The organism is Delftia sp. WSY_10 (genome assembly GCF_043104705.1).
In the GTDB taxonomy this organism is placed as follows: Bacteria; Pseudomonadota; Gammaproteobacteria; order Burkholderiales; family Burkholderiaceae_C; genus Comamonas; species Comamonas tsuruhatensis.
In genome coordinates, this window is record NZ_JBICKY010000013.1 from 20,526 (window position 1) to 36,286 (window position 15,761).

Genomic DNA, 15,761 nt, shown 5'->3' on the forward strand with positions numbered 1-15,761 from the left:
GTAAAAAAGCATGGAACAGGGACAGCGATGGATTACGGGGTACTGATTTTCTTCATCAGATTCCGGACCCAGCGGTTGTAGTTGGGATGGATCTCCCGCTTGCCATCGCCTTCCGAGTAATTCAGATTCACGCTGTGCAGATAGCTGATCCGGTAGGTATCTGTGTTGTAGTGCACCGCGATGTTGACCTGGTGCTTGCCTTGCTTGTCGTAGTGCAGCTCCAGGCGGCCCGGCTCGTCGCCGACCACCACCCAGCCCAGCGACTTCGACGCCACCACGATGCGATCGTGCAACTGCTGCGTCGTAGTCTCGGGCGAGGCGGTCCACATGACCGCCGGGGGTTCATAGATGTCCGTGCTTCGTGCCACCGCGCTGCCTGCGGCCAGGGCAAGGACCAGGACAATGGCGGCGGTTCTCGTCTGTTTCATTTCACTGGCTCCTGTTGCTTCCAACGTCGAAAAATCAATGAGGTGTTGATGCCTCCAAAGGCAAAGTTGTTGCTCATGACGATATCGGTGTGCAAGGCACGCGGCTCGCCCATGACGTAGTCCAGATCGGCGCAGCGCGGATCGGGTTGCTGCAGATTCGCGTTGGCTGCAAACCAGCCTTCACGCATCATCTCGATGCTCATCCAGGCTTCCAGCGCGCCGCAGGCGCCCAGCGTGTGGCCCATGTAGCCCTTGAGGCTGCTGATGGGCACCTGACTGCCGAGCACTTCGCGGGTGGCCTGCGATTCGGCAATGTCCCCCTGGTCCGTGGCCGTGCCGTGGGCGTTGACGTAGCCGACCTCCGAAGGTTCGATCCCCGCGTCATCAAGCGCCATGCGCATGGCCTGGGCCATGGTGGCGGCGTTGGGCTGCGTCACATGGGTGCCATCGGAGTTGCTGGCAAAACCGATCAACTCAGCCCGGATGCAGGCGCCCCGGGCAAGTGCATGCTCCAGCTCTTCGAGCACCAAGGTGCAGGCGCCCTCGCCCAGCACCAGGCCGTCGCGCCGGGCGTCGAATGGACGGGGAGTGCACTCGGGGCTGTCGTTCTTGACGCTGGTCGCAAACAGGGTGTCGAACACAGCCGCCTGCGTGGCATCCAGCTCCTCGGCCCCGCCGGCCAGCATGGCAAGCTGCTTGCCGCTCTGAATGGCCTCGAAGGCATAGCCCAGGCCCTGGCTGCCCGAGGTGCAGGCGCTGGACGTCGTGATGACGCGGCCCGTGGTTCCGAAGAACACGCCGATGTTCACCGCCGCCGTGTGCGACATCATCTTGATGTAGGTGTTGGCGTTGATGCCCTCGGTGCTCTTGTCGGCCATCATGCGGCCGAAGTCGCCGATGGCCGAGGGCGTCCCCGCAGAAGACCCATAGGACACGCCCATGTGCCCGCTTTTGACGAAGGCATCGCCCAGCAGGCCGGCATCGGCCAGCGCCAGCTCGCTGGCGCGCGTGGCCATCAGGGCGACGCGGCCCATGCTGCGCATGGACTTGCGGTTGTAGTGCGGCGGCAGATCGAAGGGCGGCACGGTGCTGCCCAGCCGGGTGCTCAGGCCCTCATAGGCAGCCCACTCGTCCATCACCCGGATAGCGGTTTTGCCGGTGCGCAGTCGCTCCCGCACCGTGGCCCAGTCGTGGCCCAGCGGACTCAGGGCACCCACGCCCGTGACGACCACACGCCGTTTGCTTGCTGCGCTCATCCCACCATCCCTCCATTGACGGAGATGACCTGGCGCGTGATGTACGAGGCCTCGCCGCCCATGAGGAAGGAGACCGCACCTGCCACCTCGTCCACCGTGCCCATGCGGCGCATGGGAATCAGCGCCAAGGCATGTTCGAGCACTTCCTCGCTGACCATTTCCGTGTCGATCAGGCCGGGCGCCACGCAATTGACCGTGATCTCGCGCTTGGCCAGCTCCACGGCCAGGGACTTGGTCGCAGCGATCACCCCGGCCTTGGCCGCGCTGTAGTTGGTCTGCCCCCGGTTGCCCATCAGGGCGGAGACCGAAGCCAGCGTCACGATGCGCCCCGGCTTGCGGCGGCGCACCATGGGCATGACCACCGGGTGCAGCACGTTGTAGAACGCATCCAGGTTGGTATGCACCACGGCATCCCACTCCTCGCCCGTCATGGCAGGGAAGGCATTGTCCCGGGCGATGCCGGCATTGCAGACCACGCCGTAGTAGGCGCCGTGCTGTTCCATGTCGGCCTCAAGCGCCTGAGCGCAGGCAGCGCGGTCTGCCACATCGAACTGCAGCACGCGGGCCTGCCGGCCCAGCGCGGCAATGTCGGCCACCGTCTGCAGGGCCTGCTCGCGGCCGCTTCGGCAATGGACCACGATGTCGAAACCATCGCGCGCCAGGCGCAGGGCGATGGCCCGGCCTATGCCCCGGCTCGACCCGGTCACCAGCACCGTGGCTGGCTGGGCGATTGCACTCATGCTTGTCCAACTCCTTCTTGCTCCAGCGCCTGTATGAATGCGCTGCCATTGTCTGGTTCGTAAACGGATATGCGGGCCTGGGCGAGCACGCTGTCCTCGCCCTGGGGCTGGATGCGGCAATCGAACATGCCCAGGCCATTGGTGCCCACCAGTTCGCAGTGCACGCTCACGCGCAGCACGCTGCCCGGGGAAAAATGCGCGCAGGCCGCCTGGAACTTGCGCGTGCCCAGCAAAAAACCCAGCTTGACGGGCCGCCCGGCCTGCACCGCCTGCCAGCCAGCCCAGGCGGCCACGGTCTGGGCCATGTACTCCAGCCCCACCCAGGCGGGCATGCCGGAGTCCTGCAGAAACAGGCCATCACGCGGCACGGTGACCTGCGCATGGGCGCTATCGGCGGATGCATCGAGCAGGCAGTCCAGCAGCAGCATCACGCCGCGATGGGGCACGTAGTTTTCAATCGGTAGAAATGCGTTCATCTCGATGGCTCCTCAGGCAGCGGCCAGCAGCAGGGCGCAGTTGCTGCCGCCAAAGGCAAAGGAATTGCTGAGCACGGCCCGGGGCGCACGCCCCAGCGCCATGCCCGGGCGGACCACGGCCAGGGCGGGCAGTTCGGGCGCCTGCTCGCCATCCCACCAGTGCGCAGGAAGCCGGCCCTGCGGGTTGTCGTGCAGCAGGTGCCAGGCCATGGCCGCTTCCAGCGCCCCGGCCGCCGCCAGGGTGTGGCCGGTCAGCGGCTTGGTGGAGCTCACGGGCGTTGCTTCGCCGAACACGCTGTGAATGGCCAGGCTTTCCATGGCGTCGTTGTGCACCGTGGCCGTGCCGTGCAGGTTGATGTAGTCCACGTCACCGGGCCGCATGGCCGCACGCCGCAGCGCCTGCTCCATGGCCTGGATGGCGCCCTGGCCGGATGGGTCGGGGGCCGACATGTGGTGGGCATCCTGGGTCTCGCCCCAACCGGCCAGACGCACGGGGCCTGGCTCTCGCGTCAGCAGGAAGAACGCCGCGCCCTCGCCCAGGTTGATGCCGCTGCGCCGGGCAGACAGCGGGTTGCAGCGCTGGTCCGACACGGCCTGCAGCGCGCTGAAACCGGCCACGGTGAAAGCGCACAGCGCATCCACCCCGCCGGCCAGCACGGCATCGACCAGGCCGGCCTGCAGCCAGCGCGCGGCAGATGCCAACGCCTTGGCCCCGGAGGAGCAGGCGGTGGAGAGGGTGTGCGCCGGCCCCTGGATGCCCAGGTGCTGGGCCAGGAACTCCGACACATTGCCCATTTCCTGCAAGGCGTAGTCAAAGTCCTGCGGGAACCGGCCCTGTGCCTGCCAATGGGCGGCGGCGGCTTCGCCCTCCTGCACGCCGGCCGTGCTGGTGCCCACCACCACGCCCACACGCGCCGGGCCCCAGCGCGACAAGGCGTGCTCCACCGAGCCGCGCACGCCCTGGGCGGTGTGCCATGCCAGGGCGTTGTTGCGCGATCGCTGCGGCGGCGGTGCCCAGTCCAGCGTGGGGAGCACCACATGGGGCGGCAGGCAGCCCAGCGGCAGGTGCCGGCCCGGGCTGTAGCGGTCGCTGCACTGCAGGCTGTCGGGGGCCTGGGTGGCGAACAATGCGGCGCGCAGGCCGGCCGCATCGGCGCCCAGGGCGCTGGTGGCTGAAAGGGTTTGCACAAACACGGCCTGTGCCGTCGGGGTGATCGCGGTCATGCGCCCTCCCCTGCATTGGCACAGGGACGCATGCCGCCGGGCGAGGCAACGCGCAGTTGCCAGGCGCCTGCGGCATACACGATCTCGAACCCGTCGCTGCCGGCAGGCCGGATCTCGACGCGCGTCTGCCCTTGGTGAGACAGGTGTCTGGCCGATCCACCGGACATTCCGACCTCTTCCAACACCCAGGATGCAGGCAAGGCCTGCGCAATGGCGTCCACCGGCCACAGCGCCAGCTGCATGTCGCCGAGCACCTGCGCCGGCGCCAGTTGCGCCGGCCACCAGCGTGACAGCTCGGCCTGCAGCTGCTGCCCATCCCAGACGATCACGCCCACGCGCTGCCCCAGGTGGACCAGCGCCAGGCGCACCGTCTGCGCATCGACCTCCAGCAGCGCGTCCAGTTCCTGCGCGGGCTGGCCAGGCGCCTGTACCACCAGATGCTGCTGCAGCGCCAGCTCGCAGCCCAGCGCAGCCGGCGGCAATGCCAGCCGCGGCGGCGTGGCATCGCCCTGCGGTGCACGCGCCTCTGGTGCGGTGGAGCAGCCTGCCAACGCGCTGGCCGTGATGATGGCAGCGCTCACGGAGCACACCGCGAACAAGGCTGGCGCACGCCGGCGCGCAAAAGCCGGGAAAAGACGCAGCCGCGTCATGCCATCACCCCCTGCGCAGGCTGGCAAAGCTGGCTCAGCACGTTCAGGCGGCGCTCCGGCTCGGCCACATAGGGGTTGCGTCCATCCCAGGCGTAGCCGGCGAGGATGGACGAGATCATGCGGCGGATGTCCGGCGCATGCGACGGGTGGAAGATCACGTCCTGGAAGCTGCCGTCGTACCAGCCCTGCACAAAGGCACGGAAGGTATCGACACCTGCCTGCAGCGGCTGGGCATAGTCCTGTTGCCAGTCCACCACCTCGCCCTGCCAGCTGCGGGCGATGCAGTCGGCGGCCAGGCTGGCCGACTTCAGGGCAATGGTCACGCCGCTGGAGAACACCGGGTCCAGAAACTCGCCCGCATTGCCCAGCAAGGCATAGCCCGGGCCCCACAGCGCCGTCACATTGGCCGAGTAGCCCGTGAGCGAACGCCCGGGCGTGTCCCACCGGGCATTGCGCAGCACCTGCGCGAGGCTGGGCGTCTCGGCAATGATGGCGCGCAGGCGCTCGACCTCGGAGCCCGCATAGCGCTCCAGGAATTCGGGCGTGGCGACAACGCCCTGCGAGCTGCGGCCATTGGAAAACGGAATGGTCCAGAACCACACATGCCGGTGCTCGGGATGCACGGAAATCAGGATCTTGTCGCGGTCCATGTCCTGTGCCGCGATGCGATCCTCGACATGCGTGAACAGGGCCGCGCGCACGGGAAAACCGGAGGGCCGCTCCAGCCCCAGCATGCGCGGCAAGATGCGCGCAAAGCCGCTGGCATCCAGCAGATGGCGGGCCTGCACCACATATTCCTCGCCTTGCGGCGTGCGGGCCGTGACCTGCGGCTGGGCGCCTGCCACGTCCACGCCGGTCACCGTATGGCGATAGCGGATCTCGGCGCCCGCCTTCTGGGCGGCATCGGCAAGCACCTTGTCGAAATGGGCGCGCTGCACCTGGTACGTCGTGCCCCATCCGCAGGAGAACTTGTCACGGAAGTCGAAGGCCGTGCGCAGATCGCCCCGGGCGAAGGCCGCGCCGTTCTTGTGCTGGAAGCCCGCCTCCACCACGTCCTGCAGCATGCCGGCCTGCTCGATGTAGGCCATGCTTTGCGGCAGCAGGCTCTCGCCAATGGAAAAGCGCGGGAACTCTTCCTTCTCCAGGATGAGCACCCGGCGCCCCTGCCGGCGCAGCAGGCCCGCCGCCACGGCGCCGGAGGGGCCGGCGCCAATGATCAGGATTTCAGTCTGTTCGGTACGTTGCATGTACGGTGTCTTTTTCAGAGAGAGGTGCCGGCAGGCGCCTGCGGCGGCGCGCGAAACAGCGGCGCCAGCACCAGCACCAGCGGCAGGCCCAGCATCAGCGTGACGCCAAAGGCCCGCAAGGCCGGCGTCTGGGACAGGCCCAGCAGGCCGAATGACAGCCAGGTGCTGGCCGCGCCGATCACCACGGCCAGCCAGGCGTGGGGATCGTCCTCGTGCTCCTGCAGGAAGATGCCGTAGTCGATGCCCACGCCCAGCAACAGCATCAGCGCCAGCACGTTGAAAAGCTGCCAGGGCTGGCCCCAGACGGACAGGACCACCGCCACCGCCAGACTGGCCAGCACGGTGGGCAGCCAGGCTCGCCAGGCCTGGCTGCCAAAGCGCAGCCACAGAGCCGCCAGCACCAGGCCGTGGCCCAGCACCAGCAGTTGCGTCATCGACAGGCGGTAGCGCTGCAGCAGGCCGGAGATCTCGGCGGGCTTGTCCACCCAGACCACGCCCTCCAGCCCCTGCGCTGCCTGCGCCAGGCCCGGCAGTGCGGCCTGACCGGCCACGCCGCGCAGCATGAGCATGCTGCGCCAACGGCCATCGCGCTCGCCCAGCCACAGGGGGCCGGCCGCCGCGGAGATGGACTGCTCCAGCCAGGCCTGCACGGTCAGGGGCTGCACCGGTGCGGCGGCAGGCGCACTGAAAGACTCGCCCAATTGGGCATTGATCCCTTGCAGCACCTGGTCCTCGACACGGCGCACCAGGGCCAGATCCTCGCTCTGGCGCCGGGCGGAAGGCACCCAGTCGGACACAGCCGTGTAACCGGCAAGCTGACCATGCTGCACCAGCACATCAAGCCGCTGCTTGAGCAGCTCCTCGCGCTGCAGCAGCTCCTGGTCGCTGGCCCCGTCGAGCAGGTAGAACTGGGCCGGGCTGGGCAGGCCCAGCATGTCACCCACCTGGCGCTGCTGGGCAACCAGGGCAGGCGCGCCGTTTTGCAGCTGGCGCACATCGTCCTGGATGTTCAGGCGCCCACCCCACGCCAGCCAGGCCGCCATGGCGGCACACAGCACCACCGAACCCGGCAGCGCTGCGCGCCAGCGCGGCCAGGCCATCAGGCTCAGGCCTATGCGCCGTGCAGCGGGGCTGGCGGGCATGTGGCCCCGGTCCAGCCAGGGGAACCAGCAGACCACGGTCAACATGGCGGCGGCCAGTCCCACCACGGAGAAAACGGCCATCTGCCGCAGTCCCGGGAAAGCCGCGACGCCCAGTGCCAGGTAGGCAATCACGCTGGTGCCCAGCGCCAGCCACAGTGCCGGCAGCAGGGAACGCATCAGCGCATGCGGCGTGCGCCGTGGGGCGCCCTGCCGGGCAGCAAAGTAGTGAATGCCATAGTCCTCGGCCACACCCACCAGGCTGGCGCCAAACACCAGGGTCAGCAAATGCACCTGGCCGAACAGGGCCGCCGTCACGCTCAGCGCCACCGCCGTGCCGATCAGCAGGGACAGGCCCACCAGGGCCATCGGACGCACGGCGCGAAATGCCAGCCACGCCAGCAGCAGGACAGCGGCAAGGGAGCCCCAGCCGATGGTGTTGATCTCGCCATGCGCCTGCGTGGCCGCTGCCTCGGCATGCAGCGGTACGCCGGCCACCAGCAGTTGCGCATCGGGCCATTGCCGGCGCACATCGGCCAGGGCCTGCTGCAGCGCATCCTGCAGCACGGGTTCGCCTGACAGGCGAAACGCCGAGCCCGACAGCGCGTACTGCAGCAGCACCCATTGCTGCCCCTGCCCGGACACCCACAGCTCGCCGTCGCGCGGCCGCGCATGGCTTTGCGCAGCGCGCGCCGTCCACCAGGGGGTCCACAGGCCCAGGGGATCACGAATCCAGTCGCTCAACCGCGCCTGCAGGCCGGGCTGGTACAGGTCCTGCAGGACCTGCTGCACCAGGAGCTCGCCCGGCGTGTGCTGCAGCCGGTCGCGCTGCTGCGGCGTAAGCAGGGACTGGCGCCAGGGCTGGTAGAAATCCAGGGCCGCCTGCATGGAGACCTGCTGCGCCAGCGCCTGTTCGCGCAGCGGCGCGGCCGCCTGACGTGAAAGGCTTTGCCGCAACTGCTGTGCTGCCTGTCGGCTGCCGGCCCAGTCGGGCGTACCCAGCAGCACGGTGACCTGGCGCGACAACTGGTCGGCCAGCTGCTGCGTGGCACGCGTCACCTCGGGCGCCTGTTCATTGACCGGCAGCAGTGCCAGCACATCGGTGTCCATGCGCTGGCCATGCCAGAAATGCCATTGGTGCACGGCCACCACCAGCACGGCCAGCAGCCAAGCCAATGCGGCTGCACGCCACAGAAGGCCGGGACGGTCCTGGCTGCCGGTGTCGTGCGCGGGGGATGGACTGGTGCTCATGGCGCGGGCTCAGTCAAACAGGGCGGCATCCTGCGCACGCAGCGCCTGCTCGGCAACGGGGTTCGCCATCTGGATCTGGCTGCGGTCGCCGCGCGCCTCCTGCAATTGCACGGACTGCACAAACTGCTGGCCGCTCAGGTCCACCGCCTGCAGCCACTGGGCCAGCACGGGGTCGCGCGGCACCAGGTGGAGACTCCAGCCGGCACCCTGCACCTGGCCGCTGACCTCGAAGTAGTGGGTGAGCTGCGCCAGGTCCGCCGACACCACGGCAAACAGCATGGCATTGATGGTGCGCAGCACAGGCTCGTCCTGCGCGCGCATCTGCACGGCCGTGCTGCCATCGGCGCCGCGCGACAGCAGGCTGTCGGGCCTGACGATCAGCGTCGAGGCAAAGGGCTGTCGCACCTGCCAGGCGATGCCCTTGCCACGTGCCACGACGAAGTCGCCCGAGGATTTGAGCGGCTGCCTGAAGCCCTGCACGGTCTTGAGCTGCGTGAACTGACCACGCACCACAGGCGCGCTCTGCACGCGCTCACGCACCTGGGCCAACAGAGCCTGCTGTGACACTTGGGAGGCCGGGGCGGTCTGGGAGCCGTCGCCAACGCCGGAAACACCGGCAGCAGGCGCAGCCTGCAAGGCAGCCGGAAGAGACAAGGTGCAGGCCAGGGCGCAGGCCATGCCCCATGCAGCCAAGCGCGTCCCTCGGGCAGTCATGGCTGCACCCCCAGCCGTTCCCACAGCACGGGAGGGCAGACAAAGCACATCTCGCGCGTGCGCATGTCCACGGCCACCTGGGTGGTGTGGGCCGTGTTCACTTTCTCGCCCGTGGCGGCATCGCTGATCAGGTAGTCGATGCGCAGGCGGTTTTCCCACTCGGTGATGGAGGCCTTGATCCGGAGCTTTTGTCCGAACAGCGCCGGGCGCACGTATTTGAGACGCATGTCCACCACGGGCCAGCCGTAGCCGGAGTCTCGCATGCGGGGATAGTCGTAGTCGAAGTGGGCCAGCAAGGCGCTGCGAGCCAGTTCGAGATAGCGCACGTAGTGGCCGTGGTAGACGATCTCCATCACGTCGATGTCGTAGAACGCCGGCGTGACTTCGATCTCGTAGCTCAGCCGCTCGCGCGAGGCGATTTCCTGGTCAGTGGCCATGAAGGCTCCGCGTGAAGGGCAAATTACCCATGGTTGAGAGGATGCGTGGGTGCAGGTGCAGGCATGCCCTGCTCCCAGAACGGGAAGAAGTTGAACCAGTCATAAGGCGCCTTGCACAGCAGGCGTTCAAGCTGCCGGGCATAGAGCCGGGCATAGCCGGCCAGCGCCTGCGCGCGCCGCGCGCGCGGCAGTTCAACCTGGGCGGCAAGCGGCACGAACTCGACGGCATAGCCCCGTCCCTCATGCACGCAGCCCATGAAATACAGCGGGCACTTGAGCAGGGCAGACAGGATGTAGGGCCCGCAGGGGAAGGCGGCCTCATGGCCCAGAAACAGGGCCTGCGTGGTCTTGCTCTCATGCACAGGAACGCGGTCACCGGCAATGGCGATGAACTCCCCGCGCGCCACGCGGTCGGCCAGTGCCATGGCGGTGGCCATGTTGAAGTCCAAGACCTGCAGCAGCTGCACCCCGCTGTCCGGCGCCATGCGGCGCAGCAGGCGGTTGAAACGCTCGGCATGCCGGGTATGCACCAGGATGGTCAGTTGCAGGCCAGGGCATTGCCGGGCCAGGGTCTGGCACAGCTCGACGCAGCCCATGTGCGCGGTCACGAGCACGGCCCCCTGCCCGCGGGCCATCAGGTCCAGCAAGGGCTGTTGCCCCTCCAAACGCACGTGCTCGGTGCGGTAGCTGTTCGTCACGGCAAGCAGCTTGTCCAGGATCACCTGGGCAAAGACACCAAAGTGCCGCAGGCCGTGCACCCAGCCCGGCCCGCGCGGCCACAGGCCATGCGCCTGTTGCAGGCGCTGCAGGTACTGCAGGGAAGCGCGCCGCGCCACCGGGCGCGTGAGCCAGTAGTAGCCGACGACCGGATACAGGCACAGCAAAAAGGGCCAGCGGCCCAGCCAGCGGTGAAGCTGGTAGAGCAGCCACATGCCGCCCACGCAGGTGCTTTCGCCGATCTGCGCCCAGTGGTGCGGGCTGCGTGTGGAAGGCCCGCTCATGACGCCTCCCGCGTTCGCAGTCGGCGCGCCAACAGTTGCGGGCTGCGCAGCAGCATGCCGCCGAACAGGCGCGCGTGCATGCCGGAGATCCGAAGGTTGTCGCTCCAGACCCTGAAGTGCGACAGCCCATCGGCGGGATAGGTCACGGGCGTGGGCAAGGTCACGAAGGCCACGCCGCGCCAGTGCAGGTGCACCAGCACTTCGGTGTCGAATTCCATGCGCCGCCCCATGCGGGAGCGGTCCAGCACCGCCACCGTGGTCTTCAGCGGATACACGCGGTAGCCGCACATGGAATCGCGAATGTCCAACGACAAGGTGTTGATCCACACCCACACATGGGTGAGGTACCGGCCATAAAGACGCGCCTTGGGCACGCTGGCGTCATAGGCGGGTGCCCCGCAGACCATGCTCCCCGGGTGGGCACGGGCCAGCGCCAGGAAGGCGGGAATGTCACTGACGGCGTGCTGGCCATCGGCATCGATCTGCAGCGCATGCGTGCAGCCCTGGGCCAGCGCGGCGCGCAGGCCGGCCATCACGGCGGCGCCCTTGCCCTGGTTGCTTGCCAGGCGCAGCACCTGGACCTGCCCTGCGTGCTGCGCTGCCAGCGCATCCAGCACGGCGGCGCAGCGCGGCTCCGAGCCGTCGTCCACCAGCAGGCAGGGCAGGCCTGCGCGCAGGCAGCCCCGAACCATCCCCCCCACCGTGTCGGGGTGGTTGTAGACGGGGATCAGGGCCGTGGGGCGAAAGCCAGGTGCCGTCATGGCCTGCGCTCCAGCAGGCGGCCGCTGGCATGCACGCCCCGCGCGGAACTCAACTCGAACTGCAGCCAGCCTTTCTCGGGCTGCCACTGCAGCTGCATCTGCACCGTATCGCCGGGCAGGATGGGCTGCTGGAACTTGAGCAGTTGCGCGTCGGCAAATCCGTGCTCCAGGCCGAAGGCCTGGGTCGCCAGGCTCACCACCCAATGCAGTTGCGCCACGCCGGGCACCAGGGATGCCTCGGGAAAATGCCCCTCCAGCACGCGCAGCCGGGGCTGCACCAGCAATTGCGCCGTGGCGCGCTGCGCGCTGCGTTCCTGCCATGCCGGCACGGGAATCACGGGATTGAACAAGGTCAGCAGGCTGTGATGCGTGGTCTTTCCCTGCGCATTCATGGGCATGCGCTCCACATAACGCCAGTGGCGCGGCAAGGCCACGCGGTCCACGCAGGGTTGCAGCAGCAAGCGCAGCGCCTGACCCATGCCGCGACGGCCCTGCTGCTGCAACGCCTGCCAGCCCGCTTCGCACAGCTCCACCACCATGCCCACGCGCTGCGGCGCGCCGCCAGCGATGCCGCTGGCGCCGGGCGGCTGCTCCAGCACCACAGCCCTGGCCTGCCGGACTCCACCATGGGTTTCCAGAACACGCTCCATGGCGGTCAGAGACACCCTTTTTTCGGCAATCTTCACAATGCGGTCTGCACGCCCCTGCAGCACGAAGCCCAGGCCGTCGGTGCCGGGCAAGGCACGGTCGGCCGTCTCCCACCAAAGCTGCGCATCAGGCAGATGGCGCGAGCGCACGGCAAGAAGCCCGTTGTCCGACAGGCGCAGCTCCACGCCAGGCAGGGCCTGCCAGGATTCGCCGTGTTCTGCGCGGCGGCGCCAGGCGATACCGCCCGTTTCAGAGCTGCCGAAGACTTCGGTGGGCGAATGGCCCAGCAGCTGCAGCGTGTGCTGCGCGGCGCTCTCGGCCAGTGGACCGCCGGAGGAAAACACGCCGCCCAGCCGCTCCATCGCCTGCGACCAGTCCAGGTGCATCGGCAAGCGGCCGAGCATGGCGGGGCTCGATACCAGCAGGCTGCGCGGCGCCTGCTGCAGTGGCTGCACCAGATCCTCGGGATAGTGCGCCAGATGCGTGCCCATGGCGCGGCCCACCGCCAGCGGCCACAGAATGCGGAACAGCAGGCCGTAGATGTGATGGTGCGCCACGGTGGAGAGCACCTGCACGTGCGGCCCCTGCGCCATGCCGGCACCGAACACGGCCTGCAGGGCCTGCACCTCGGCATCCAGCTGCGACAGCCGCTTTTCAATGCGCTCGGGCACCCCCGTGGAGCCGGAGGTGAACAGCACGACGCGCGCCTTGAGCATGTCCAGGGGCTGCAGTACCACGCCGTCCGCGCCAGCGGCATCAGGCACCAGGGCCTGGGGCAACTCGCCCGCGCAGGCCGCCACCTGGGGCAGCAGCGCCGACAGCGTGTGCGCATGCAGGTCACTGGCCAGCACCGGCGTCTTGCCCGCGTGCCAGGCACCCCATAGCGCAGCGGCAAAGGTCAGCGGATTGCCGCAGTACAAGGCCACTTCCGCCCCTTGCACACGCTGGAAGGCCGCGCACCACGCCCGGACAGCATCGACCCATTGCGCGTGCGTGACCGCCGCATCCTGCGGCCTTGCCACCACATGCCCTGCGTCCCTGGACTGCGGCAGTGCTACCTGCGCCAACGCCACCCATGCCAGTGCCAGACCTTGTTTGCTCTTTGTGGCCGTCATCCTTGCCTCACACATGTCCATGGCGCCTGCGCACACGCTGGCGCACCAGCCACTCCACCGCCATCAGCAGCCCCATGGCGCCATAGGCGATCAAACCGTTGTACAAAGCCCAGGCCTCGTCGCTGCCATACAGGGCCGTACCGGCCGCCACTGCGCCATTGCAGACAAAGAAGACGCACCAAACGGCCGTCACCCGGGCGGTGTAGCGCACGGCCGGCGCAGGCAGATCGGGCTGCCGCAGCCGGGCCAGGCGCTCGACCACCGACGGCGGAAACCACAGGCTCCAACCAAAGCCGGCCAGCAGCACGGCATTGACCAGCACCGGATAGAACTTGAGCGCCAGGCCATGGCCCTGCCACCACGAGACGGCAGACAGCGCCGCCGCCCCCGCAGCGACAACCCACCAAAATCCTTCGCGGCTGCTGCAGGCACGCGCCAGCGCCAGCACCACCAATGCGGCGGCAATCCAGTGCGCAGCCACACGCCCCAGCGCGGCATAGACGGCCAGCGGATAGAGCACCGTGGCCAGCAGCACAAGGCCTGTCGCGGTTTTGCGCATGGCAGGCGTGTTCCTCAGGCGACGGCGCTGTCTTCTTGCATCAGCTGATGCAGCGCATCCACCACGTCCTGGATGGTGCGCACCGACTTGAAGGCCTCGGCATTGAGCCGCCTGCCGACCAGAGGCTTCAGTTGGACGATCAGATCCACGGCATCAATGCTGTCGATGTCCAGGTCGTCATGGAGCCGGGCTTCGGGCGTGATGCGCTCCGCCTCGATATCGAAGGTTTCCGTCAGGATTTCGACGATGCGTTCGTAGATGGTTTCTTTGTTCATGAAAATGTCTTTGCTGCGGTCTGCGCGGAGGGCCGCACTCAGTGCGTGCGCTGGGCTGCCACGAAGGCAGCAAGCGCCTGGACGCTGCGGAAATGCTGGCGCGTCTGTTCCGAGTCCCCGGACAGGCTCACGCCGAAACGCTTTTGCAGCGCCAGGCCCAGCTCCAGCGCGTCGATGGAGTCCAGTCCCAGGCCCTCGACAAACAGGGGCTCGCCCGCATCGATCTGCTGCGGCGTGATGTCCTCCAGCGCCAGGGACTCGATGATGAGTTCTTTGATTTCTTGCTCAAGCTCAGGCACGGGACGGTTCCTTGAATAGTTGTGCGGACAGATGGTCCGTGACATGTCGGGCCGCCACGGAGTCGCTGGCAGCGCCCTGGCAAAAGGCCTCGATACCGATGTCGTCACGGACTTCGATGAAAAAGTGGGGCTTGCGCGGCGGCACCTGCCACCACGGCGCGCCCTTGGTCAGCATGGGCAGGCTGCAATGGATGTGCACCGGCGTGATATCGATGCGGCCTCTGACCGCCACATGGGCCGCGCCGCGCTGCAGCCGGACTTTGCCGTGCAGCGGTGTTCGCGTGCCTTCGGGAAAGATGATCAGGTTGTTGCCGGATGCCAGCGAGCGCAGGCAGTCCTGCAGCAGGCCCTCGCCACGGCTGTTGGCAATGAAGCCGGCCGCCCGGATGGGGCCGCGCGTGAAAGGGTTGCCTGCCAGCGCCGCCTTGACGATGCAATCGGCATGGCGAACGAAGGAGATCAGGAACACCACGTCGATCAGCGATGGGTGATTGGCAAGAATCAGCAGGCCGCGCCGCTGCAGACGTTCACGGCCGTGCACTTCATAGGACAGAACGCCGACGCCCGCCATCAGGGCCACGAACCAGCGCAGGCTGTGATGGATCACCGACTGGGCCGCCCACTGGCGCGACTGCGGCTGGCGCACGGTCAGCAGCAAGGCCGGATAGACCACGCAGCGCACCACCAGCCCACCCAGGCCGAACACGGCAAAGCACAGGCCGGTGGCCGCCAGGCGCCACTGACGATTGAGCCACTCAGCCATGAGCGCGCTCCCATCGCCATGTACCTGCGCCACGGCGCTGTGCCGGGCGCTGCGGGCCTGTCAGGGATGCCTGGCCGTCGTGCAACAGAAACTGCAACACCTGCAACCCGTGCGGTAAATGCTGCAAATGCGGCGCGTGGTCCGGTTCCGGCTGCGCGGCGTCCATGCCGGGCTGCCTGCTCAACTGGAAACCGGACTCCCCGGGTACTGCCCATTGCACCAAGACCGCCCAGGCGAATACCACCTGGGGCTCTGTGTGGAAGCCGTCATACGGAGCAGGCAGTGGCGCGTCATAGCAGACCAGCATGACTTGCGGCGCGCCTTCGTGCAGCAAGCCCAATGCTTCGACCATGCCCGCTTCCGGCGCGCAATCGGTGGACGCCACGCACAAGGCATTGGCACGCATGCCTCGCAAAATGGAATGCTGGGCGCCAATGCCGTTATGCACCGCCAGGCCGAATGCCGTGGGAGACAAAGCCTGCCCCAGGGCCTGCGTTTGCAGCAAGTCAAGGGACTTTTCGGCATCGCCGTAGCGCGAAGCCCAGACCACGGGCAGGTCAGCCAATGCAGCCTGCGCCGCAACGGTATCGGCGGGAACAACGGCACATCTGGCCAATGGGCCGAGGCGCCTGCGGGCGATTGGGGGGATATGGGCAAGATCCGGGCGGACCTCGCCCTGTGGCAAGACGGGCTGCCTTGCCCACTGCCGCCACTGGACAGGTTCCTGCAGTCCGGGCGCAAGCGCAGACCACGCCCGAATCGCAAAAACGCGGCGCAC

At 67.8% G+C, this 15,761-nt stretch carries 18 protein-coding genes; all 18 read right to left on the minus strand.

The features are described from left to right. Positions 1 to 32 precede the first annotated feature (32 nt). Positions 33 to 428, minus strand: coding sequence for a hypothetical protein (locus ACF8ML_RS05905; RefSeq protein ID WP_209672864.1), 396 nt, complete (start codon positions 426 to 428; stop codon positions 33 to 35). Next, complete coding sequence (locus ACF8ML_RS05910; RefSeq protein ID WP_047327585.1) at positions 425 to 1,684, minus strand: beta-ketoacyl-ACP synthase; 1,260 nt, start codon at positions 1,682 to 1,684, stop codon at positions 425 to 427. Before ACF8ML_RS05910 ends, ACF8ML_RS05905 begins: the two co-directional genes overlap by 4 nt. Then, complete coding sequence (locus ACF8ML_RS05915) at positions 1,681 to 2,424, minus strand: 3-ketoacyl-ACP reductase FabG2 (protein WP_047327584.1); 744 nt, start codon at positions 2,422 to 2,424, stop codon at positions 1,681 to 1,683. The genes ACF8ML_RS05910 and ACF8ML_RS05915 overlap by 4 nt, the downstream gene beginning before the upstream one ends. Beyond that, positions 2,421 to 2,900, minus strand: a complete 480-nt coding sequence (locus ACF8ML_RS05920) for a hotdog family protein (RefSeq protein WP_047327583.1) — start codon at positions 2,898 to 2,900, stop codon at positions 2,421 to 2,423. The genes ACF8ML_RS05915 and ACF8ML_RS05920 overlap by 4 nt, the downstream gene beginning before the upstream one ends. A gap of 12 nt (positions 2,901 to 2,912) precedes the next feature. Further along, complete coding sequence (locus ACF8ML_RS05925) at positions 2,913 to 4,124, minus strand: beta-ketoacyl-ACP synthase (protein WP_047327582.1); 1,212 nt, start codon at positions 4,122 to 4,124, stop codon at positions 2,913 to 2,915. Further along, entirely contained in the window at positions 4,121 to 4,705 is a 585-nt protein-coding gene (locus tag ACF8ML_RS05930; RefSeq protein WP_392406650.1) for a DUF3261 domain-containing protein, read from the minus strand. The genes ACF8ML_RS05925 and ACF8ML_RS05930 overlap by 4 nt, the downstream gene beginning before the upstream one ends. A gap of 65 nt (positions 4,706 to 4,770) precedes the next feature. After that, positions 4,771 to 6,021, minus strand: a complete 1,251-nt coding sequence (locus tag ACF8ML_RS05935; protein WP_047327581.1) for an NAD(P)/FAD-dependent oxidoreductase — start codon at positions 6,019 to 6,021, stop codon at positions 4,771 to 4,773. Positions 6,022 to 6,035: 14 nt separating this feature from the next. After that, entirely contained in the window at positions 6,036 to 8,411 is a 2,376-nt protein-coding gene (locus tag ACF8ML_RS05940) for an MMPL family transporter (RefSeq protein ID WP_392406652.1), read from the minus strand. 9 nt (positions 8,412 to 8,420) lie between these two features. Beyond that, positions 8,421 to 8,951, minus strand: coding sequence for an outer membrane lipoprotein carrier protein LolA (locus tag ACF8ML_RS05945; RefSeq protein WP_240479255.1), 531 nt, complete (start codon positions 8,949 to 8,951; stop codon positions 8,421 to 8,423). 170 nt (positions 8,952 to 9,121) lie between these two features. Continuing rightward, on the minus strand, positions 9,122 to 9,562 hold the full coding sequence (locus ACF8ML_RS05950; RefSeq protein WP_046239890.1) for a thioesterase family protein: 441 nt from the start codon (positions 9,560 to 9,562) through the stop codon (positions 9,122 to 9,124). Positions 9,563 to 9,585: 23 nt separating this feature from the next. Next, the gene (locus ACF8ML_RS05955) at positions 9,586 to 10,563 is read right to left on the minus strand and encodes an acyltransferase (RefSeq protein WP_046239889.1); all 978 of its coding nucleotides are present in this window, start codon (positions 10,561 to 10,563) and stop codon (positions 9,586 to 9,588) included. Continuing rightward, entirely contained in the window at positions 10,560 to 11,324 is a 765-nt protein-coding gene (locus tag ACF8ML_RS05960) for a glycosyltransferase family 2 protein (RefSeq protein WP_070080336.1), read from the minus strand. The genes ACF8ML_RS05955 and ACF8ML_RS05960 overlap by 4 nt, the downstream gene beginning before the upstream one ends. Beyond that, the gene (locus ACF8ML_RS05965; RefSeq protein ID WP_392406655.1) at positions 11,321 to 12,994 is read right to left on the minus strand and encodes an AMP-binding protein; all 1,674 of its coding nucleotides are present in this window, start codon (positions 12,992 to 12,994) and stop codon (positions 11,321 to 11,323) included. The genes ACF8ML_RS05960 and ACF8ML_RS05965 overlap by 4 nt, the downstream gene beginning before the upstream one ends. 100 nt (positions 12,995 to 13,094) lie before the next feature. Then, positions 13,095 to 13,646, minus strand: coding sequence for a membrane protein (locus ACF8ML_RS05970; RefSeq protein WP_046239885.1), 552 nt, complete (start codon positions 13,644 to 13,646; stop codon positions 13,095 to 13,097). A gap of 14 nt (positions 13,647 to 13,660) precedes the next feature. Next, on the minus strand, positions 13,661 to 13,921 hold the full coding sequence (locus ACF8ML_RS05975; protein ID WP_017406831.1) for an acyl carrier protein: 261 nt from the start codon (positions 13,919 to 13,921) through the stop codon (positions 13,661 to 13,663). Positions 13,922 to 13,959: 38 nt separating this feature from the next. Continuing rightward, entirely contained in the window at positions 13,960 to 14,220 is a 261-nt protein-coding gene (locus tag ACF8ML_RS05980) for a phosphopantetheine-binding protein (RefSeq protein WP_128422704.1), read from the minus strand. Next, entirely contained in the window at positions 14,213 to 14,983 is a 771-nt protein-coding gene (locus tag ACF8ML_RS05985; protein ID WP_017406833.1) for a 1-acyl-sn-glycerol-3-phosphate acyltransferase, read from the minus strand. Before ACF8ML_RS05985 ends, ACF8ML_RS05980 begins: the two co-directional genes overlap by 8 nt. Then, complete coding sequence (locus ACF8ML_RS05990; protein WP_047327578.1) at positions 14,976 to 15,761, minus strand: beta-ketoacyl synthase chain length factor; 786 nt, start codon at positions 15,759 to 15,761, stop codon at positions 14,976 to 14,978. The genes ACF8ML_RS05985 and ACF8ML_RS05990 overlap by 8 nt, the downstream gene beginning before the upstream one ends.

What these genes read in the sequence shown, in the direction of transcription:
- ACF8ML_RS05905 (WP_209672864.1), bottom strand. Translation starts at nt 428, where the DNA reads ATGAAACAGACGAGAACCGCCGCCATTGTCCTGGTCCTTGCCCTGGCC.
- ACF8ML_RS05915 (WP_047327584.1), bottom strand. Translation starts at nt 2,424, where the DNA reads ATGAGTGCAATCGCCCAGCCAGCCACGGTGCTGGTGACCGGGTCGAGC.
- ACF8ML_RS05925 (WP_047327582.1), bottom strand. Translation starts at nt 4,124, where the DNA reads ATGACCGCGATCACCCCGACGGCACAGGCCGTGTTTGTGCAAACCCTT.
- ACF8ML_RS05950 (WP_046239890.1), bottom strand. Translation starts at nt 9,562, where the DNA reads ATGGCCACTGACCAGGAAATCGCCTCGCGCGAGCGGCTGAGCTACGAG.
- ACF8ML_RS05940 (WP_392406652.1), bottom strand. Translation starts at nt 8,411, where the DNA reads ATGAGCACCAGTCCATCCCCCGCGCACGACACCGGCAGCCAGGACCGT.
- ACF8ML_RS05935 (WP_047327581.1), bottom strand. Translation starts at nt 6,021, where the DNA reads ATGCAACGTACCGAACAGACTGAAATCCTGATCATTGGCGCCGGCCCC.
- ACF8ML_RS05920 (WP_047327583.1), bottom strand. Translation starts at nt 2,900, where the DNA reads ATGAACGCATTTCTACCGATTGAAAACTACGTGCCCCATCGCGGCGTG.
- ACF8ML_RS05985 (WP_017406833.1), bottom strand. Translation starts at nt 14,983, where the DNA reads ATGGCTGAGTGGCTCAATCGTCAGTGGCGCCTGGCGGCCACCGGCCTG.
- ACF8ML_RS05955 (WP_046239889.1), bottom strand. Translation starts at nt 10,563, where the DNA reads ATGAGCGGGCCTTCCACACGCAGCCCGCACCACTGGGCGCAGATCGGC.
- ACF8ML_RS05970 (WP_046239885.1), bottom strand. Translation starts at nt 13,646, where the DNA reads ATGCGCAAAACCGCGACAGGCCTTGTGCTGCTGGCCACGGTGCTCTAT.
- ACF8ML_RS05910 (WP_047327585.1), bottom strand. Translation starts at nt 1,684, where the DNA reads ATGAGCGCAGCAAGCAAACGGCGTGTGGTCGTCACGGGCGTGGGTGCC.
- ACF8ML_RS05975 (WP_017406831.1), bottom strand. Translation starts at nt 13,921, where the DNA reads ATGAACAAAGAAACCATCTACGAACGCATCGTCGAAATCCTGACGGAA.
- ACF8ML_RS05960 (WP_070080336.1), bottom strand. Translation starts at nt 11,324, where the DNA reads ATGACGGCACCTGGCTTTCGCCCCACGGCCCTGATCCCCGTCTACAAC.